This window comes from Gardnerella washingtoni (assembly GCF_049262705.1).
Taxonomy (GTDB): Bacteria; Actinomycetota; Actinomycetes; order Actinomycetales; family Bifidobacteriaceae; genus Bifidobacterium; species Bifidobacterium vaginale_D.
The window spans coordinates 586,394-607,351 of sequence record NZ_CP058398.1 but is presented as its reverse complement, the minus strand read 5'-3'; the positions used below and the strand labels follow the sequence as shown (position 1 = coordinate 607,351).

18 protein-coding genes, 1 tRNA gene and 1 riboswitch are annotated in these 20,958 nt (G+C 38.2%); of the genes, 4 read left to right on the top strand and 15 right to left on the bottom strand.

Annotated features, from left to right (window positions below; translation table 11 throughout):
• Window positions 1-23 precede the first annotated feature (23 nt).
• The 9 genes from cas2e to HXT28_RS02240 all read right to left on the bottom strand — a co-directional run bounded on the left by cas2e (window position 24) and on the right by HXT28_RS02240 (window position 10,572).
• Entirely contained in the window at window positions 24-1,136 is a 1,113-nt protein-coding gene (gene cas2e / locus HXT28_RS02280) for a type I-E CRISPR-associated endoribonuclease Cas2e (protein WP_032814457.1), read from the bottom strand.
• 1 nt (window position 1,137) lies between these two features.
• Window positions 1,138-2,079: a type I-E CRISPR-associated endonuclease Cas1e gene (cas1e, locus tag HXT28_RS02275; RefSeq protein ID WP_016637271.1), complete on the bottom strand. Its 942-nt coding sequence runs from the start codon at window positions 2,077-2,079 to the stop codon at window positions 1,138-1,140.
• A 45-nt stretch (window positions 2,080-2,124) separates the two neighbouring features.
• Entirely contained in the window at window positions 2,125-2,769 is a 645-nt protein-coding gene (gene cas6e / locus HXT28_RS02270) for a type I-E CRISPR-associated protein Cas6/Cse3/CasE (protein ID WP_016637270.1), read from the bottom strand.
• Window positions 2,770-3,654 (bottom strand): type I-E CRISPR-associated protein Cas5/CasD, encoded by an 885-nt coding sequence (cas5e, locus tag HXT28_RS02265; protein WP_422113607.1) that lies wholly within the window; start codon window positions 3,652-3,654, stop codon window positions 2,770-2,772.
• A gap of 58 nt (window positions 3,655-3,712) precedes the next feature.
• A complete protein-coding gene (cas7e, locus tag HXT28_RS02260) occupies window positions 3,713-4,801 on the bottom strand; it encodes a type I-E CRISPR-associated protein Cas7/Cse4/CasC (protein ID WP_016637268.1) in 1,089 nt (362 codons plus the stop codon).
• An 89-nt stretch (window positions 4,802-4,890) separates the two neighbouring features.
• Window positions 4,891-5,505 carry a type I-E CRISPR-associated protein Cse2/CasB gene (gene casB / locus HXT28_RS02255; RefSeq protein ID WP_422113606.1) on the bottom strand — a complete coding sequence of 205 codons (615 nt, stop codon included), beginning with the start codon at window positions 5,503-5,505 and terminating at the stop codon, window positions 4,891-4,893.
• Between the two features lie 23 nt (window positions 5,506-5,528).
• A complete protein-coding gene (casA, locus tag HXT28_RS02250; protein WP_422113605.1) occupies window positions 5,529-7,205 on the bottom strand; it encodes a type I-E CRISPR-associated protein Cse1/CasA in 1,677 nt (558 codons plus the stop codon).
• On the bottom strand, window positions 7,192-10,047 hold the full coding sequence (gene cas3, locus HXT28_RS02245; protein WP_422113692.1) for a CRISPR-associated helicase Cas3': 2,856 nt from the start codon (window positions 10,045-10,047) through the stop codon (window positions 7,192-7,194). The genes casA and cas3 overlap by 14 nt, the downstream gene beginning before the upstream one ends.
• A 441-nt stretch (window positions 10,048-10,488) precedes the next feature.
• Window positions 10,489-10,572, bottom strand: a tRNA-Leu gene (locus HXT28_RS02240).
• A 48-nt stretch (window positions 10,573-10,620) separates the two neighbouring features.
• On the opposite strand from HXT28_RS02240, the gene HXT28_RS02235 reads away from it, so the two are divergent.
• Window positions 10,621-11,010, top strand: a complete 390-nt coding sequence (locus HXT28_RS02235; RefSeq protein WP_422113604.1) for a hypothetical protein — start codon at window positions 10,621-10,623, stop codon at window positions 11,008-11,010.
• Here the strand turns inward: HXT28_RS02235 and HXT28_RS02230 are convergent.
• The 6 genes from HXT28_RS02230 to eno all read right to left on the bottom strand — a co-directional run bounded on the left by HXT28_RS02230 (window position 10,943) and on the right by eno (window position 17,760).
• Complete coding sequence (locus HXT28_RS02230) at window positions 10,943-12,628, bottom strand: DUF501 domain-containing protein (RefSeq protein ID WP_422113691.1); 1,686 nt, start codon at window positions 12,626-12,628, stop codon at window positions 10,943-10,945. The two genes, HXT28_RS02235 and HXT28_RS02230, sit on opposite strands and share 68 nt — an antisense overlap.
• A gap of 102 nt (window positions 12,629-12,730) precedes the next feature.
• Window positions 12,731-13,207, bottom strand: coding sequence for an FtsB family cell division protein (locus tag HXT28_RS02225; protein ID WP_016637235.1), 477 nt, complete (start codon window positions 13,205-13,207; stop codon window positions 12,731-12,733).
• A gap of 192 nt (window positions 13,208-13,399) precedes the next feature.
• Window positions 13,400-14,539, bottom strand: a complete 1,140-nt coding sequence (gene folP / locus HXT28_RS02220) for a dihydropteroate synthase (protein ID WP_422113603.1) — start codon at window positions 14,537-14,539, stop codon at window positions 13,400-13,402.
• A 57-nt stretch (window positions 14,540-14,596) separates the two neighbouring features.
• Complete coding sequence (gene folK / locus HXT28_RS02215) at window positions 14,597-15,097, bottom strand: 2-amino-4-hydroxy-6-hydroxymethyldihydropteridine diphosphokinase (protein ID WP_422113602.1); 501 nt, start codon at window positions 15,095-15,097, stop codon at window positions 14,597-14,599.
• A gap of 256 nt (window positions 15,098-15,353) precedes the next feature.
• Window positions 15,354-16,268, bottom strand: coding sequence for an L-lactate dehydrogenase (locus tag HXT28_RS02210; RefSeq protein WP_016637231.1), 915 nt, complete (start codon window positions 16,266-16,268; stop codon window positions 15,354-15,356).
• A gap of 196 nt (window positions 16,269-16,464) precedes the next feature.
• The gene (gene eno / locus HXT28_RS02205; protein ID WP_004111411.1) at window positions 16,465-17,760 is read right to left on the bottom strand and encodes a phosphopyruvate hydratase; all 1,296 of its coding nucleotides are present in this window, start codon (window positions 17,758-17,760) and stop codon (window positions 16,465-16,467) included.
• A gap of 148 nt (window positions 17,761-17,908) precedes the next feature.
• Window positions 17,909-18,023, top strand: a riboswitch (TPP riboswitch).
• Between the two features lie 43 nt (window positions 18,024-18,066).
• On the opposite strand from eno, the gene HXT28_RS02200 reads away from it, so the two are divergent.
• From HXT28_RS02200 to HXT28_RS02190, 3 genes are all read left to right on the top strand, one after another.
• The gene (locus HXT28_RS02200; protein WP_064347600.1) at window positions 18,067-18,834 is read left to right on the top strand and encodes an ABC transporter permease; all 768 of its coding nucleotides are present in this window, start codon (window positions 18,067-18,069) and stop codon (window positions 18,832-18,834) included.
• A gap of 152 nt (window positions 18,835-18,986) precedes the next feature.
• Window positions 18,987-19,991, top strand: coding sequence for an ABC transporter substrate-binding protein (locus HXT28_RS02195; protein ID WP_016637229.1), 1,005 nt, complete (start codon window positions 18,987-18,989; stop codon window positions 19,989-19,991).
• Window positions 19,992-20,012: 21 nt separating this feature from the next.
• The gene (locus HXT28_RS02190; RefSeq protein WP_016637228.1) at window positions 20,013-20,888 is read left to right on the top strand and encodes an ABC transporter ATP-binding protein; all 876 of its coding nucleotides are present in this window, start codon (window positions 20,013-20,015) and stop codon (window positions 20,886-20,888) included.
• The last annotated feature ends 70 nt before the right edge of the window (window positions 20,889-20,958 follow it).

Here is a 20,958-nt window from a genome sequence, read left to right as displayed (position 1 = left end):
AGCGCCACGATGAGATTATACTCTTATGAAAGAAACTTTAGCAATCCTTTTACTCTAAAAACAAGCCGCGCCGTTAATCTAGCATCAGTCAATGCTCTATGGGGCACTGATTCAGCCACATCATATTCACGCAACACTGTTTCCAATTTATAATTTTGCAAAAACATTCTTTCTTTTTTTATAAAACGCGAAATATCAATAACCCTATTCCCTGAAAAAGAGATACCAGATTCTTTACCGCTCGACAATACTGCAGCATTTAAGAACGCCAAATCAAACGGGACATTGTATCCCACTATCGGCAGTTTACCGATAAATTCAATAAATTTTATTATTGCCACAGATATACTTACGCCGTCAGATTCAAGCATATCTTGTGTAATACCAGTCAGTTTAATAATTTCATTAGGCAATAAACTATTATTATCCGAACTTTGACAACAGCCTCCAATAAAACTATCATCATTATTATAAATATTTATGAGAGTTTGAAATTCTTCAATTTCTCCATCTACAAATTTCACTGCTCCCATTTCAATAATTTTATGAATCCTGCTATCTAATCCAGTGGTTTCAAAATCTATAACAACAAAATTTTTACTTGTTTTACCAACATATTCCTTCCAATAACTGCAATAACTGTCACACACCATTTCATCATTGTTGGTGATAGTTTTCTTGGTTTGCGCAATAGTATTACAAATTGAAGAACTTACATTTTCAGCTTTGAACTCATTTTCATCACTATCAATAGAAATTTCAAAGTTCCTTTTATGCCTGATATTTGCGAACTTTTTAGCATTATGAAAATGTGCAGCATCGCTGAAACCGTACTGTAAGTCACTTTCCAAGGTATCACTTGACGGAACACGCACTAAAGGTAATCCATCAAAATAACACACTTCACGGTGTGAATGTATCGTCTTGAAATCGTAGCCTATTTCATTTTGTGCAGTGAAACTCATGGTTACAGATCCGCTGCCAACAGTATTTTCGATACGCTTCCACAATTCTTCACGAATACGACTATTAAAATTGCCAACATAAACACCTGTTGCGATTTCTTGCATCCATTTAGTCAAATCTCCCCTCAAAGATGAGGGACAATTTGTCATTGTTATTACAGTTAGCGGCATATCAGTGCACCTCACTGTAATTTACGCCAGAGGCAACTAAACGTTCTTTATCGTCCCAAAGGTGTATTACATCAACCGTTATCTGTTCATCCACTGGCACATCAAGTAGATTCTGTATGTCTCGAACAATTCGAGCCATAATATTGCTACTTGCGAAACAATCGCGCATTTTTAGTCGCATTAATCGCTCAATGTTATCATCATTTTCATATAACGAGGCAATCTCAAACGCAGCAGGAATTGTTAATTCCGCTTTATACAAATCAGCTACGTCATACACAAACGAAAGATCATGACCAGTATGTACAAAACCTAATCCTGGAGCAAGCCCAAGCGCCGAAATTATGCTATGCACTAAACCATAAAGACATACGTTACCTACAGATAACGCCTGATTGACAATAGTTCCATCTTCAAAATTGTCAATATCGTATTCACGACCTTCCCAAGGAACATCATATTTTGCCGACATTTTTCTATATACAGTTCTTACTCTCGCTCCTTCTCTACCTCGCAATTGTTGCATCGTATAAGCACTTACATCTTCATTAGGAAAACGCATCTGGTACATTTTTCTAGCAACACATAATCGAAACCTCGTATTGGTAACAAGTTTTGCTTGCTTTTCTAAGAACCTTGAGCTTCTAGACAACGCTCTGCCGTGAGCATAATTTCTTACACCGTGCTCACCTACCCAAACCACACTCGCACCAACGTTTCCTAAAAGTTCCATTGCACGATGGGTAATCTCTGTTCCAGGTCCTAAAAACAAAACACCAATCATGGCAGCTGGAATTCTTACCGTTCCCAAAGCATCAAAGACTGTAACAGCACTATCAAGACGATTGACTTTTGCATGCTCAACATATATGAAGCTTACACGATCACCTATTCTAGGAAGCTCCTGAAGCTCAGCTTTCTTTGCGCCACATTTCTCTTTCATGCTGTCACAGCCTTTATGAACTCAACATATAGGTCTTACAACTGATCAACCAATAGGAATAAGTGTCATCATGCCAAATCCATACGCTTTTTTCTTGCCGATTCCTTCAATTAACGTTTTGCGCATGGTATCAGCATCGTTAATAGTTAACACACCCTGATACGTGACTCTACTTAATCGAATAGGCTTTTTTGATTTGGTAAACAAACTGTACCCACGTTCAACGATAGTAAATTCGTCGTCTCGTAGCACAAATCCTAATTTTTGCGCACGTTTAAGCAAGAAATTCATCTGCTGATCATAAGTAACATGCGGTACTACTCTACCTCTAGTAGTGCGAGTTTCATCAGTATCCGAAATAGAAACAACAGGGTTAAGTGTCACACGAAATTGCATTCTCATACCATCTTTTAACTGCTCTAGAAACTTGTCATAACTCTTTGTTACTGCAGTCCCTGCGACCCCATACATCTCTAAACGTTGCAAATCTGGCTTATTGTCGCTTACTACAAGCAAATACTGTTTCCCTTGTAAAACGTCCACACGCCACAACTTACGACTTCGCTCATGATCTACAAATTCATCTGGAAAACTTTGCTCAACCCAATTATGGAAAGCGCCCACCGATTTAAGATCCATTTGCGATTTATACTTTTGAAAGTCAATTTCAACCCTACTTAAGTAAGTCATCTACGCCTCCAACCCAGAAAACGCATCGTGTTCAACATTAAAGGTTCTATGAACTTTTAAATAACTATTATCTGATCGAACATTTTGCAAATTTGGCATATTGCGACGAATTCGTTCAATAGGTATCTCAATTTTCGATTCGTACCGGAACCCGAATTTCCTTTCTTTATTTGAGAAAGAATTAACGTAATCCTTGCGTAACTTACGAACCGACGACTGGATTCTATAAGTATCAATATCTTCTTTTTTTAATTCTTCTGCTGCTTTATCTATCAAATCAGCATCAGCGTATAAAGGCACAAAGCCAGAATTAAGTGATTTACTTGATTCTTCCGTAGATTCTAAGCCTCTCGATAATACAGAAACTTTAACTCGTCTTCTACCCCACTCATTTGCAAGCCACTCATGCGTTAGTAACGCTTGAATTACTCCGCAATCTTCTACGCCTAAAATAAGGTCAGCTGTAGGCGGTAACGATCTCCTGCCTAAGCTGGATTGAAAATATGGGGAACGCAACGCATCACCAATATTGTCAATAAGTTCTTCATTATCCGAACCTAAAGCAACAAGGAAAATGGCATCTTCAAGATAATACCGGTTTGTTACGTAGTTTCTTTCAAAATCACCATTAGATTTATATTTTGCGGCAATATGATAATCTCTAAGCAAGTTTCCTTGTTGGTCGACCCGTACCGCAAAATCTAAATCATTAAGCTTTGTAATCTCTTCATCGCAATCAGTACTTCTTCTATACCCGAAAGCTGCAGCAATCATGCCAATTACAGCACTTTTAGAAGGATAGTAATCAGTGTGACGAGTCTCAAAATGAGAATCAGTCCCCCATGATTGCAAGGGTCCAGAAAACTTCAGTAATAAACTTTTCATAAGCTTCCTAACTGTTAAACACTAGGCATCAATCAATAAGTGTTATTTATCGAGGAATTTACTGAAGTAATTCAGTGACTTTGGCAGAAAAATCATCCAATAATTGCTGCATACTGGCTTCCGCTACCCCTAATTTAAGTTCTTCATCCGAAGAGTTCATTGTTACATAGAATGAGGCAAGCGGCTTATGAACAAATTTTTGAACCTTCTCGTATTCTTGAGATAGTTTCTCGATAGATTTTGAGACATATCCATCTTTAGCTTTTACCGGATTCTCAAATGCGCTAACTAAATTCACCGGCCTGTCATCTCTCAACGTTACTACCAGCATTTGCGGTAAAGTTTGGTTAGCAAAAGTATTTACTTTGCCAGTAGGCATAGCATTAGTGAAAGCTTCAATAAAAAGCTTAAGGGCATTAATCGTAGATTCTTTGTTATCGTCTAATTGATGAACCAACTCGTGTACCGCAACATTTGCGTAACGATATAGTGTTGAAGAAGTATATTCAATTGTGCCCAGCATTCCTGCTCCAGCATTATCATCCGGAGATAAATCATCAACGGCTGTGTAGTAATCAAATTCAGCACGAACCGCGTGAGTAGAAATTGCGTGAGCAACTTGTGAAGAAGCATCTTCATTAAGCGATGGGTCATCCGCTAGCATGCGACCAAATAACGCAATATCAATAGCTGGATTATCTTTCAAAATTTCCTGCAGCTGCTTCTTGTCAGTCACATCATTTATCGCTGCCTGCGCTAAAGCATTCGCTTGAATTTCACCTAGGAAGAATAAAGCTTTTGCCGTAGGTACTATTTCATCTTTATCTGTTTTAGTCTTAACACCAGCATTATTTAACGTTTTATTTGCTAAATCTAATGCTTCTTGTTCAGATAATTCTGGTTTTAATGTAATGATTTTATCTGCGACATACTTAACAATGTTTTTGCTTCGTACACCTACATTAGAATCTCCACTGTGCTCCTTGAAATATTCGCGCATTGAGTGCTTCCAGCACTGAGAGCTTACTCTCGTTCTGGTTACACCACCGTATTGTGCAGTCTTTGGACTACCAGCATCATCGCGATTCATATTGCACGGAGGAACTGTTTGAATTGCTTGAATATCTAAGAATAAGCGAGTATTCATAATCGTTAACCTTTCTAAATTTTATTTAATTGTTTGAGTTGTTTAATAACACTGTTTTTGACATATTTTTATGGTATTAAAAAGTATTGCTACTTGCTGAAGCGATAATATTCTTGCGCCCAGGAAAGTCTTACTTTTTCTGAATCTTCAAACTGAAGTAAATACAAATCGCGAGCTAATTGAATATAATTAATCGCCTGTCTATTATCCTTGGTTCTACCTTTTAGTAGTCGAACTAATTGACGTAGATAGTAGTAAAAACTCTCATAATCGCTTGCAGTAATCATAACGCTAAAGCGCCTATCCATAGCTCCACGTACGCCTTCATCAGATCTTAATCCTCTTAAAGTTGTTCCCATATTGCTGTAGGACTTTTTACTTTCAGACTCTTCAGATTCATTCGAATTTTTATCGCCTAATTTTTCTACACCACCCTGCTCATATAATGAATATATTTGTAAAGTGTTTATGACTGCTTGTAATTGATAGCTTACTTCACCATATTTATTGATAAAGTTTTCAGGCACATTACTTAATATCCATGGCCATATTTCTACAGATTGACTTAATGGCTTACCAATTGTGTGACGCAATTGAGCAAGCATAGCTCGTCTCGACGCAATATCTGAACCATCGAAAAATTGCTTAATAATTTTCGTAACAGCTCCTGATATTTCAATAAGCACACTTTGATTTTCAGCCATAATAGTCTCCTTTCTTATGTTTTCTACTTTTCTGATAATTTTTTTAATCGACTAACAAAAATGTTGTAAGCAATAATTATATTTTTCGTAGTTTCTTTCTCACTTTTTTCATCAACTTTATGCAGACCTGTAAAATCACGTAATGTTGCCCTTCTGAGCATGTCTTCTGCCTCATTTATGAGTATGTTATGCAACGTATTTCTCCATTGTGTACAACGTTCATTCATTGAATCTTTTGGTTTAATATTTGCTAACCATTCTCTAAAGGGTTGATCAACTAAGAAATAAACATGGTTGGTATGCTCAGCAGCATATTGATTTGCATCGTCCTTGTTTTTATTGCGTATTTCGCAAACATCTAAAAGAAATTGCCTATAAATAAATCCAATAGCGGATTTCGTATACTCAACTTCTCTATTAATTCTGTATACCCATCCTTCGTCAGCATTATCTGTTACTACAACCTCGTCAATATACAAACAATCACATATTTCATCAGCTGGAACCCAAGACGTAGCATTGCCATCATCTTTCATACTTACAGCTTGTAATGAAATAAAAGAGCCTGCAATGTCTTTACTAATTTTGTTTAACCATTCCATAATTCCTGGTTTATGATTTTTTACGCTTCCATCATATAATTCTTGCGACGTAAGAAGCCCAAACGATCTCCACATGGATTCTTCTAGTCTATGTTTCCTTGGAGTGTATGAGTCCTTGTTTTCCCCTTCCTTGTTATATTGCCACACTGTCATTGGCTCAATAAAAGTATTTTTATGATTAATATCAGGAAGTTTCACTATAGAAACCGATATTGGCTTGTCAATACTAATATCAGGATTTATATATATTGCTCTACTCCATCTAGTGTAAAGCTGGGAAACATTGTCAATAAATGTATCAGAAAACGAATTTTCAATATTTTCTGCTCCTGAATATTCCCAACACGGTTTTTGTCTCTTCTCAGGAGATTGCACTTCACTAACAAGCACACAATTGAGCATAAGAGTCTCAAATAAATTAGCTCCTACTATCTCAATACCACCAAGATCAAAAAGCCAACCTTTACAAGCTTTATATTTTTCCGTACCAAATATGGTCTTATCTGCCAATCCAGCATATGACTGTAAGGTAATAATCCATCTAGCTAATTGTGATTCAGTAAGTGACGATTTGTTATTATCAACATTATCTTTAGGAGAAAATACAGCTATTTTATTGTTACTTTCAGAAATCAAGCGATTGATATTCTTACCCGACATTTCACTAGGAGATTTACCACCAATCTTTTCCTTATCAATATCAGATTTAACCACTTGGAAGAATGGGTACTTGTCATCAAAAAGATAGAAACAATCATGCCACTGTTCTAAATATTTTAAAACTGCATCCGGAAACTGTTTTGAGTCCCAAACTTCGCGCCAAATATCCATACTATCTTCATTGAAATCTTCTTCATTATCTTCATCTGAATCAAATTCGCGAGAATTTCCTTGAATATCATATCGAGAAAAAACAGTATGAAGCACAGCTAGCAAAACACGAAGCACTGCAAAATCCTGCGTTTTCATATCACCAGCAAGAGCTTTATACTCTGATGAATGCTTAAAAACATCAGTCATTGATACGAGTTTATCGTGGCCTTTTTCGTCTACGATGACGGAAATCCAAGGCTCATCTAGTAAATTAAATCTGCTCACCTTTTAATTCCTTTCTGTCTTCTTCCGAACTCTTAATACATACAATACCACTTTTTTCAGAATATACAACTTTATATTTCGATAATTTACAACTATTATTTTCATCAAACAAAAGCACTAAAGAACCTCGCAACCAAGGCTGATTATCCCAGCGAGAAAACAGCTCCTGTTTGCGTATTCTTTCTAGCTCGTCAATCGTTTCTTCAATGCAATTACTGTTCAATGTAAATATCCATGGCAATTTCACTGTTTCTTGAGCAAGTATCATTGAAACTTTTACATCATCAATATTTTGCGAAATATCTTCACAATCATGGAAAGTGCCATAACCGTTTCCAACTTTTTTCACAGCAATAACTTCTATAGATTCGCCGCTATTACGAACTTGAGCACATGCAAATTCATCAGATTCATTTGTAATTGAACTATTCAACAAGCCGACAATAGATTTTTTACCGATTTTTAATATAGGATTCTTAATACGATATGTTCTAGCTTTATTTTCATTATTATTTCTGTCTGAATCATGCTCTCTTTTTGCAGCAGCATACGCATCTTTCAAATCTTCTTGTAACTCTAAAGGATTATCACCATAAACTATTTGCACTAATCGAGAAATATCTTGAGGCATGTTTATAACATCCGGCAAATAGTATTGAGTTCTCATAAGTAAATATTTACTGTAAATAGACTCAGAAGCTTTCTCAAATTTGTAACTATCACTGGTTCCCAACACATATAAAACTGGCTTTTTAAAAGAATCCTGGCGTTCTATCGCATGCCTGTGTAATCTGCCAGCACGTTGAAGTAATAAATCTATAGGAGCAAGATCAGTAAACAAAACATCAAAATCAATATCAAGTGACTGTTCTAATACTTGCGTACCAATAATTATTGCACGAGCAGGTCTATGAGCATTCTTGCCAATCATATTGCAAATCTGTTGTTCTTTTCTAACTCTATCTGTAGCAATAAATTGCGAATGAATAACTATAACTTCGTCATCACTAAATTCATCAATGCACGCATTATAAATTTCTTGAGCTCTTTTAACGGTGTTTACTATAATTCCAGCAATACCACCATTATTCAGCAAAGATTTAAGCTCATTAACAAGTGATTTATGTAAGTTATCATCTGTTATTTTTCTCACAGAAACAGATTTATTATCACTAGCATCATTTTCAATAAATTTTTGCTTTACACAGTTTTTATCACTGTACGTAATTAAAGGATAATTATTTGTTTCAAAATCAACATTAGACTTATCGCATTCACTCCATTTAAAGCCCAACCCGCGCAACATATAAGATTTTATAAGTTCTTCTCTACGCTTGGCAGGTAAAGTAGCAGAAAGTAACACAACAGGAACACCGTATGCCGCCATCCAAATAAGAGATTCTTCAAGATACTTATTCATATAAGCGTCATAAGCGTGCACTTCGTCAATAATCACAACTTTTTTACTTAAACCCAAATGACGAAGCATAAGATGTTTTTGTTTTAACGAAGCTAACAAAAATTGATCTACTGTACCAACCACAAAGTCATCCAACATTGCAGTTTTTCTTCCAGTAAACCAATCATTAAGTATTACTCCATTATTATTTACATCATTATTACTAGAAGTACTTTCACAACCATCATTCATATTTTGCATTCCATGCGGCAAATGCGCATAGTCTGCATTCAGCTCAGCTTTACCATGGACTAAACGTAAACCTATTTCACCCTGAAAATCACAATTCACACTTTTAAGCCAATCCTCTACACGACTAAACATTCCATTAGAAGTGGCTTGAGTAGGAAGTCCAAAGAATACTCCGCTTCTTCCGGTTAGATTTGCTAATTGCTCAGCAGCAATCAAAGAAGCTTCTGTTTTTCCTGAGCCCATTGCAGATTCAAGAATAAAAATTCCAGGCTCTTTGCAATGAGCAATGAGATCATACAACGCTGTCTGAATACTATTCGGCAAGAAATCAAAGCGATGTTTGTATAGTTCTGAAACATTGCTATAGCAATTTAATGATTCCCATACGTCTTTAGAACCATGTTGTAACCACTTTTCCCAACCTTTTTTATATCTTTCTTCATGATTTTCAATCGAATCTTTCTCTATTGAAATAAGCGGGAAATACTGTTCATTACTAGCAATCCAATCAGCCATAATTACTAGTCCACACAACAGAACTTGTGCTGGCTCACTTATTTCTGGAAGATCATCTACATTAGAAAAATCATTTCTTTCTAAAGCCCAAACCAAAATATCATTCTGCAACTTTTTCCATAATTTACTATTTTCACTCTCAGTTTCACTTTGATAGTAATTGTCAGGATATTCAGACTTATTACTTTTACAAACAGAATCATTATCTAAAGGTTTACCATGATGAGCTCCAACGATTGCACAAATCCCTTCAGGAACTCCAGCATTAGAAAGAATAAATTGACCAGTTATAGTGTGATGACTATTATACCAACCTTCTGGCTTATCAATAAAATAATCAATATTTGTAAAACCAACAATAGCTAACTTATTTCTTAGGGCAATGTCTAAATCTTCTGAATTTGAATACGATTTGCGAAATTGAAAAACGGGAGTAGCCTTACCAATATCATGTATGCATCCTAAAAATTGAGACAATTTTTTTGCATCAACTCGTTCACTTAATGAGGATTCAATCAATTTTCGCTGCCCCTCGCTAAGCCAATGATCCCATAATTGACCAATAACATTCCCAGTATCTTCGAGATGTTGAGCAAGAGGAAGCCATTGCATTACACCATTAACTTCTCTCTTTTTACCCCATAATGCAGTATTAACAATGTGATTACAACTCATACCTACCATCCTCTTAATCCACAATGATTATTAAATAATGGCAAATATACTCTCAATAAAAGATTTAAGGAAGATTATGTTGCATATTTTTATTTATTAAATTGACTGAGCTTCAAATACATAATGCAATTTGAAACTCAGTCATATTACCCCCGCATATGCGGGAAAAACGATAGAACACGAAACATAAAAGGATCACCCCCGCATATGCGGGAACTATATTGATTTTGCTGACATCATTAATTAAACGAAATCAGTCCTCGCTTGCATTGAAAGCACAACGTACTTTCAACTTAATCAAGCTCAGCTCTCCAAAATGCTTCCGCACGCACGCGCGAAAAGTCCTACCAAAATCATTGTATATTAACCCAGAATATTAAAGCAATAAAGCCAGAGTCAGAAAAACGCCACACAGCAAACAGCTGTGCAGCGTTTCGTTTGTGCCTCCGGTGGGACTCGGACCCACAAGCCCGTAAGGGCGTCAGATTTTAAGTCTGATGCGTATGCCAATTCCGCCACGGAGGCGCAATCAACCATTATGCCATACATCACTGTAAAGAACAAGCTCAGCGTGTGGCGAAATCGCAAACACATATTCTCAGTATCCGTCAGAAACTGCAAACACGCGCACTCATCAACCGTCAGAAACTGCAAACACGCGCACTCATCAACCGTCAGAAACTGCAAACACGCGCACTCATCAACCGTCAGAAACTGCAAACACGCGCACTCATCAACCGTCAGAAACTGCAAACACGCGCACTCATCAACCGTCAGAAACTGCAAACACGCGCACTCATCAACCGTCAGAAACTGCAAACACGCGCACTCATCAACCGTCAGAAACTGCAAACACGCGCACTCATCAACCGTCAGAAACTGCAAACACGCGCACTCAGCGTGCGGCAAGTAACTTTCTTCCTAAATCAAGCGTTATGCCATCAAGCAAGCCATGCTCACTAGCTACAAAAGTATCCAGCACCCCTCCATGATCCTCGTACGCAGCTTTTGCTAATCTTTCCAACACGCGGCTCCACACCACTGCTCCGCCACCAACAACATCCACACGTCCTGGGTGAATCGTCGCATATGTACGTCGAACACTACGAGCCATGCGCAAAAATCGGTTATTAACTGCGTAAGCTTGCTCTAAACCAATTTTTACACCGTCAACAGCCGTATGATCATAATGTTTCAAGCCCATTGTTAACGCTGCCATAGTAGTTACAGTCCCAGAGACACCAATAATGGTACGAACACGCCCTGCAGGAACAACCTTGAAGGCCTCGTCAATATGCTTGTCAACATCCTCAATTGCTGCTTGAATTTCTTCTTCTGTAGGAGGATCCGTATGCAAATGGCGCTCAGTCATGCGCACAGAACCAACATTCATTGAATACGCTGCAGCAACCTTATGGACTGGCAAATCATCTCCGTCACCACCGAGCACAAGCTCAGTAGAGCCACCCCCCAAATCAACTACAAGATACGGCGGCTGCAACCGGTCTCGAGAAACTACACTTGTTGCTCCGAGAAAACTCAGTGCTGCTTCTTCCGTACCACTAATAACTTCCGGTCGGACACCTAGCTCATCAACCATCATCTGCTCAAAAATTTCACGATTTTCAGCATCACGCGTTGCAGAAGTCGCCACAAAACGAATTGCATCAACAGGATGTTCTTTCAATACTTGCGCAAATTCGCGAGCTGCAGCTCGTACACGTTCTAAAGCATCGTCTGCAAAACGGTGTGTTTTGTCAATTCCTTGCCCCAATCGCACTACGCGAAGCATTCGCGGCACAATATCTTTCATTCCATGCTCTGAAACTTGCGCAATTTTTAGACGAATAGAATTTGTACCACAATCAATTGCAGCTACAGTAACAGATTTTTCTGCACAATCTATATTTTTTTCTGCACAATCTATATTTTTCTCTGTACAATCTACACTTTTGCTAGCATTTTTCTCTTCCACAACAACTTCCGTTTCTTCAGCATCTGCATCATCGCTCCACGGTGTAGTGCAACGGCATACATTTGGATCAAACTCATCTTGAATACGATCCAACACCATGTCCCCAATAGGATTCACACCCTTACCCATTACTAGAGTTTGTGCAATTAAAGCATGCAAACACTTCACGCGCACAGGCATACCGCCGGCGCTCATCTCACTAATATGATCTTCACTATCCCCCAGCGCAACAGCCAATGCATGACGAAATGCCAAATAATATTTATGTGCTTGCTCATATTGCCTTTTTACAGCTTCGTTCATCTGCAATAATTCGTTAAATTCTCGCATCAACCCAGCTGCCTCTACATGCGACACTGCTTTTACAGCTTCAGGACTTGTTAAATAGCAGGTAGTTGGGAACGGTGTGCCATCTTCCAAACAAGGTCTAGTAATAACTGCAAGTGGCCTTCCACACACGCAACGAGCTCCGACTGCTACCATTCCCCGTGGATACCTGCCAAGTTGCTTCTCAACAATGGCACGCTCAGCATCACTTGCTGGCATAGTAAGTAAATGTTGTACAGCATCTTCTGGAACATATTGATTATTGTCACTATTTTGCATACCAATTGAACTTTCTTGAATGTTCACCATATGTTGTACTCCTCATGCTGTATTTCTGTTATTGCAATATTACAAATGGCACGTATGTTGAATGTCAGCCTGTTACAGCGTTGGCATATTATCAGGCTTATCCGCTTTATGCAAAGCGTATAGCAGGTCACTATACCACGGTAAAGCTGGTCGATCTTTGATTTCATTATTATCTTGAGCAAACTCATTCGGAACAGTACCCGTTACTGCTTCTGGATGTTCTACCCTAACCGCCTGTTCCCCTGGAAAAATAAAGCCAAGACGGTCACGAGCTTGTGCAGTAACATATGCCTTATCTTTCCAACGGTCAATATTATTATTCAGCGCGCGTTTTTGATCACGCAACGTACTTTCTTCGCGTTGAAGAGCATGAAGTTCAGCTAAACTTATGGCATAGCTACGCACTGTCGAAATACATTCAATCGAACCGACAGTAACTACACAAACCATAAGTATGAACACGAGCGGTCCTGAAAGCAGTCGACGCTGCCGCAATGGTGATCCTGCATCTTCCTCTGCTGCTATTGCACGACGTTTTTTCATAACCATACTCTCTAAATTACTTGATGTATTCGACGTGAAAACATCATGCATTCCGCTAGTATCTTACGCGCTTTTAGATGCAAAATGCTGTTGTGCCACATTTACAGTCACGCTACATTTACAGTAACTCACATTTATTCGTTATTAAAATTAAAAAAAAACTGACGAACAAAACTGCAAAAAATTATTCAAATTTTTCTACTTAAACCAGTAATTTCTATTAATAACATCAATCATTTCTACTAATTGCTTTGTTTCTGCAATATCATGAGCACGTATTACGCGTCCACCAGCCATAAACATCGCTGTTTCTGCAACTAAAGTAACTGGCAAACGATCTTCTTTATCTAAATTAAAAAGCTTCTTACCAAAGCCTTTTCTAGAAATCGCAACCAATATTGGTCTACCAAAACGATGCAATTGATTAATATTGCGCATCATTGCATAATCTTGTTCACCATCAGCAACCTTTGCATAGCCAATTCCTTGATCAAGAATAATCCTATTTAAGTCAACTCCTCCATCAACAAGCATTTTTAAATTATCACTAAAGAATTGACACATAACCTTTGTTAAATTGTCATATTCTGTATCTCTATTGCTATGCATTGTTACTAATCCAACGTTAGAATCTGCCATAAGCTTTACTTTTTCTGGAGAATCAAACGCACGAACATCATTTATAATATCTACGCCAGCTTCAATTGCAGCTTCCATTACAGGTAACTTGTAAGTATCTACTGCTACAGCAATTTGAGGATAATTTTTGTGAATATACTTAATAGCAGATATAACGCGACTTATTTCCTCTTCTGGAGTAATTTCTAAATAACCGCCAGGTTTTGTAGTTTGACCGCCTACTTCTATAACATCAGCACCAGCTTCAACTATTTCTTTAATATGGCTATTTACTTCGTCCTCACTTTGGTACTTGCCACCATCATAGAATGAGTCAGGAGTAATATTCAGAATCGCGTAAACTATAGGCTTGTCAAGTGTATCAAAGCAGAATCGCCCTGCATTCCACACAATTGCTTTTTGCTTTAATAGCGAGCGCAAACTTGCAAGTAATTCTTGATCTTCGTACCATGCTTTTTCGCACTCTTGCATAAAAGGTTTAAGAGCAATAAGCGGCAAAATGAAGTCAATAGAAGACTTGGAAACTTTGATAGCTGTATCAAAATGATCGAGAAAATCAGCTACTTTGCTTAAATCGTTTTCGCTAATATTTTCCCACGTGCATAAAATTTTTTGATTTACACAAAGATCCTGCAGTAACGCTATATCTGCAATACTTTTAGAAGACGCATTCTCCAAATTGCTTTCAATAATTCGCATTTGTATTCTTTCTTTCTAAAACCTCATATTTAAAAAAAACTAAATTTATATTCCAAACTAATTAAAAACTTCGCTACTTTCAATAATATTAATCCAATTAGTGTCGCTAGTTTTATTAAGCTTATTTTGTATAAGTTCATGATAATTTGCATCGTCTGCGCTTATTTCAAGCAAAGGAACCAATACAAATCTGCGATTATCTCTTTCTTTGTGCGGAATTGTAAGATTTTCACTTTTTATAGTTTGACCACCAAAATCAATAATATCTAAATCGATTGTTCGAGGACCCCAACGAACTATGCGCTTTCTGTGAAGACGCTGTTCAATATCATGAATAAAATCAAGCAATTCAAAAGCTGTTAAATCAGTGTCTAAGCGTAAAGCAATGTTATAAAAACTGTCTTGCACTACATCACCAACTGGTTCAGTTTCATACACTGAAGAAACGATAATATTGCTTATATGCGAATTTTGTTTCAATAGCGAAACAGCTTGGCGCAAATTAAGTAATCTATCACCTATATTGCTTCCAACACTTATGTATGCACTAGAAATCATATTTCCCCCAAAAAATAATGCCATTTATAGTTAAAAGTATATATCCTAAACAATTATGACTAGCCAACTTTATAAATTCAAATAATAAATAAGCTAATATCAAAAATTTTTATAACAAAAATGTCGCTGTAAATTCAACACTCTTGAGGAGCAATTAAACCTACAACGACATTTTTCAATACGCTTTTGTCTAAAATCTGTAAAAATATTTTAGATTCAAAAGTACTATTTTTAGTTATTTTATTTTTTGATTTATCTATTTTGCTTGAGCTTTACTTAAAATAGTATCTGCAGAGTGCTGTAGCTTTTGTAACTCTTCCTCAGTTAAATCAAGTTGGCACTGCTTTACAATACCTTCACGACCAACAATTGCTGGGTACGAAAGATAAGAATGATATTCTTCACGATAGTTAGAAACAGGCATCTGCTCCTTTGAATCAGAAAGAACAGCATGAACTAGACGAACTGCAGCAGCAGCAATACCGTAGTTGGTGTACTTCTTTCCATAGAATACAGTAAAGCCACCTTGACGAGTTTCTTCATCAACAGCATCCAAATCAATATTTTTTTCTTTTGCAAGCTCAATAATCGGTTGTTCAAGAACCTTAACCGTGGACCATGCCACAAACTGTGAATCACCATGTTCACCCAAGCTGTAACCCTTAACTGCCTTTGGATGCACACCAAAGAACTTTCCAACAGCGCGATGCAAACGGGCTGAATCAAGTAAAGTACCAGTGCCAATAATTTTTTCGTAAGGAAGTCCAGTAGCTTCCTTGTAAAGCTGGCAAATAGCATCACAAGGGTTTGTAATATCAATCAGCACACCGTGAAAACCTGAAGCCTTAATTTTTGCACCAACTTCTGCAACTTGAACACGATTGTGATTGAGCTCTGCGAAACGATCAGGATTTGGAACGTCTAAAAGCTTAATATTACCCAAAGCGCTTACGATTACTTCAACATCTTTTAAAGCGTCGTAATCATTAACTGTGATATTTACATTAAAAGGCACATTATCCATTGAATCTTCAAAATCCAATGCATCAGCCTTAACCTTGGCTTCATTTTTGTCATACAGGTATAACTCGTCGGCGTAACCACCAACAACAAGCTGGTGAGCAACAGCTGCACCAACATTACCCATACCGATAACTGCTACTTTTCTCATAATGAAATATCTCCTTCTTTTTTTGAGTTTTTCATAAAATTAGCACTATTGGGATAAGAATAAAAGTCAAATCAAAAAAATTTTTCATTTTTTAAATTTTTCATCATTTATTAATAGAAAACGGCCAGCCGTAAACACGACTGACCGTTAAAACTCAAAGACTTAAGAAGTCACTAAGTTACTTAAAACTAAAAAGTTACTTCATGTACTTCTTGCAAGCCTTGAATGCGCTGTAACCAGCATACTGAGCGGTAGAACCAAGCTCTTCCTCAATCTCAAGCAAGCGGTTGTACTTAGCAATACGCTCACCACGAGCAGGAGCACCAGTCTTAATCTGGCCGGTGTTCTTAGCAACAGCAAGATCAGAAATGGTGGTATCTGGGGTTTCGCCAGAACGGTGAGAAACCATGGAAGTGAAGCCATTCTTGGTTGCAAGTTCAATAGCGTCGAGGGTTTCGGTGACGGAACCGATCTGGTTCAACTTCACGAGCAAGGAGTTAGCTGCGCCAAGCTCAATGCCCTTAGCCAAACGCTTTGGATTGGTGACGAGCAAATCATCGCCAACAAACTGCAAACGATCACCGAGACGCTTGGTGATTTCTGCCCAATCATCCCAGCCTTCTTCCTGGAATGGATCTTCAATGGAAACGATTGGATACTCGTTGATGAGCTTCTCGTAGTAATCGAGCATGTAAGCAGATTCGCGCTCTTCACCATCGAAACGATACTTGCCGGTTTCCTTGTTGTAGAACTCGGAAGAAGCAACGTCAAGAGAAATACCAATTTGCTTGCCTGGCTCGTAACCTGCGGCTGCGATTGCATCCATGATGTACTTCAAAGAATCCTCGTTAGACTTCATCTTTGGAGCGAAGCCACCTTCGTCACCAAGACCAGTAGCCAAGCCTTCCTTCTTCAAAACATTCTTCAAAGTGTGGTAAACCTCAACGCCAGCGCGCAAAGCATCGCTGTAAGTTGCAAAACCGTAAGGAGAAATCATGTACTCCTGAATATCGGTTGCAAAGTCAGCGTGAGCACCACCATTCATGATGTTCATGTTTGGAACTGGAAGAATGTGACCATTAGTACCGCCAATGTAGCGATACAAAGGAAGCTGAGCAGACTCAGCAGCAGCGTAGAGAGCAGCGAGGGAAACGCCAAGAATTGCGTTAGCACCAAGCTTGCCCTTGTTTGGTGTGCCATCAAGCTCAATCATTGTTTCGTCAAGAGCGCGCTGATCAGTGGCATCCATGCCGATGACCTTAGGTGCGATTACCTCGTTGACAGCCTTAACAGCTTCCAACGTGCCCTTGCCCTGATAACGGGACTTGTCGCCATCGCGACGCTCCCAAGCTTCAGCTTCACCAGTTGAAGCACCAGAAGGTACTAAACCAATGCCCTGAGCGCCATCTTCGGTCTCCAAATAAACCTGAACAGTAGGATTTCCACGAGAATCCAAAATTTCGCGTGCGTATACGCTTTCAATAGCTGCCACAACTACTCCTTTATACCTATGGGTTGTGATGACTCTTCCAAGATTAGTGCGTTTTATGGACGTTACATTATATTAACTATCAATTATGCCGTGAACGTTCACAGTGTCGCGAGTTTGCATGTTTGTCCATGCCTATAAGACATAATAACAAACTGACACGGGGTGCACTGCTCGTTCATATAAATTAGCGAATATTGCTGAGAACATACCCGTCGAACCTGATATAGCTAGTACTATCGAAGGGAATGTCGAATGAATATTCGTTTTCATAAGCACAAAACTGCATGCAGTGCAAACAGTAAAGTCATGCAGAAAAAAGCCTCCCAATTATCTAAATCTTTTAACGCTTGGCTTTCTACAATAGTTATAGTTTTTTGCTGGTTTATTATTACACTCGGCCCTGTAGAAAACCGCGCTTTGCCTTCCCCATTCGAAGTTATAAAAGCTTTCGTAGATTTACACAATGAGGGAATACTGTGGCCGTCTCTTGCAATAAGCATTTTTAGGGTCGTTGCAGGTCTTCTTTTGGGTATTGCGTTTGCACTTCCTGCCGGAATTCTTTCTGGAGGAAGCGCAATAGGTGAAACAATCATCAACAAACCTAGCCACATGATACGTTCAATACCATTCCCTGCCCTAGCTCCTCTTCTCATTATTTTTCTTGGTGTTGATGAGCTTATGAAAATTATGCTTATTGCAATAGGCGTTTTTGGCCCTATGTATGTCAATATTCGCGATGGCGTTCGCAATATCGATCCGCGTCTTATTGAACTAGCTAAGGCCTATCACATTAAAAAATCGACTGTTTTTACCACTATTTTTATGCGCGGTACGCTTGCTAATTTTATGACTGGCTTACGTTTTTCTATTTCCGTAGCATGGGTCGCTTTAGTAACTTGCGAAACAGTTAATTCTTCTATTGGAATCGGCTATATTCTTTCAAGAGCGCAACAATTCTTTAGGCCAGACCAGATGATGGCTTGCATAATCATGTACGCAATTGCTGGTCTTGGTTCTGAGATTACGGCAAATATATTTGAATACTTGCTTATGCCGGAACGCAGAAAAGCCTAAATATACGCAATATAAGCCTTCTACTAAATGAATTTTGTGTAAGACATACAAAATTCCCCTAATACTTCACTAATTTTATAAATAAAGATTTGATCAATTACCAAATAACAAAAAAATAAATAATAAAAACACAAAAAACAAAGGAGCCAATTATGGTTAATTTCAAAATGAATAGTATAAGCAAACGCACTATTGCTGCATTATGTGCTCTTTGCGCAACAGTTGCGCTTGCATCCTGCGGTAGTGCCCAAAAATCCGCAAGTAGCGCTTCTTCTGCTAAGGAAGATACTGGTACTATGCGTGTTGCTTATCTTTCTACAGCAAACTATTTAACGACATTGAAGAACGAAAAGTTCTTGCAGGAAGAGTTTGGAAAGTCTAAAGTTACTTACACTGGTCCTTACACTCCTGTTGATGGTCTTACTGCAGTAATGAGCGGTAGCGCAGATGCAACAACTACAGGAACCGGTCGTTTTATTGATCTTATTGCCGAAGGACAGCCTTGGGTTGCCTTTGCTCTCGAATACTATAATGGTGATTCTCAAGGAATTGTAGCCTCTGCAAAAAGTGGCGTAAAAACCTTAAAAGACTTGTATGGAAAGAAAGTTGCTATTATTCACAATGGTGACACTGGTGACTACATGCTTCATCGTGCTTTTGATAAGAGCGGTTTAGATGTTTCTAAAGTTCAAAAAGTTGAGATGAATCCTCGCAACTTCCAGGCTGCTTTCTCTTCTGGTCAGATTGACGCAATTTCTTCGTTCGATCAGAATCTTGCAGCAGCTATGACTACTCCTGGATCTAAGTTGCTGGTAAACGCTAAGAAATATGGCAATATGAACGTTACTATTCACATCGTTTCCAAGAGCTTCGCTAAGAAGCATCCTGAGCTTGTGAAGAAAATGTATAAGGCTCTTGTACGCGAAGCAAAGAAGTCTCACAAGGAAAAGAATGTTATTGGCAACGCTTATAAGCAGCTTGGCGCGTCTGACACGATTATTAAGCAGATTGAAAAGTTTGACAATCCAACGATTCGCCCAATCGACGCTAAAGGCTTGGAAATGATGAAAGTTCAAGCTAAAGAATACGTTAAGTACGGTTTAATTAAGCAGGCTCCAAAGAATTTGGATGATTCTGTAATGGATTGCAGCAAATAAGCATCAATTATCTACAAGAATATGACTGGTTTCAAGAACATGTTTCAAAAGCACACTACGGAAAACGATACTGCGAAAGTTTCTAAAGAGCTTTCCGCAGATTCTCAAGAATCTTCTAGAGAATCGGATACTTCTAGTGCGAAAAATGACGCTTATTGCGTTAACATAGAGCATCTTGGCATCTCTTTTCGTAACACTAAAAATAGCACTGTAAGTAACGATGCAGGAAACAATGCTGCAGATAATTCTACTTTTGTGTTAAAAAACGTTACGATGAGTATCAAGCAAGGTGAGTTTGTTTCGCTTATTGGTAGATCTGGCTGTGGAAAAACAACGCTTTTGAAAATAATTTCGGGATTGCTTACTCCTAGCGAAGGTAGCGTTCATGCCACCAGTCGTCAGGCTATTGGTTTCCAGGATGCGAGATTAATACCTTGGCTTTCCGTAAGCCAAAACGTTGTTTTTGGCATGGAAGGAAGTAAACAAGAGCTTGAGGATATTGCTCATCGAGCGCTTTGCCAAATACAGCTTGAAGGTTTTGATAACAAGTGGCCATCTCAACTTTCAGGCGGTCAGCAGCAAAGAGTCTCTTTAGCTAGAGCATTAGTGAGGAATCCTCAATTATTGTTACTGGACGAACCTTTCGGAGCTTTGGATGCTCTTACGCGTTTTGATATGCAAGATCTGCTGAACAAACTTCAAGCTCAATATGGTTGGAGTACTCTTATGGTTACGCATGATATTGCGGAAGCTGTACGACTTTCTAATCGCATTCTTATGATAAAAAATGGAGAAATTCATAAAGAATGGCATATTAATCGCGAACATCTTGACGCTCAAAATCGTCCAGTAAATCATAGTGAGATAGAAGATGAACTTAGAGCTGCATTGCAATAAGTAATTATGAAACCATATTTATAAAGGCGACTGCAAGATAGCGGTCGCCTTTATTTAAATATGAATATAA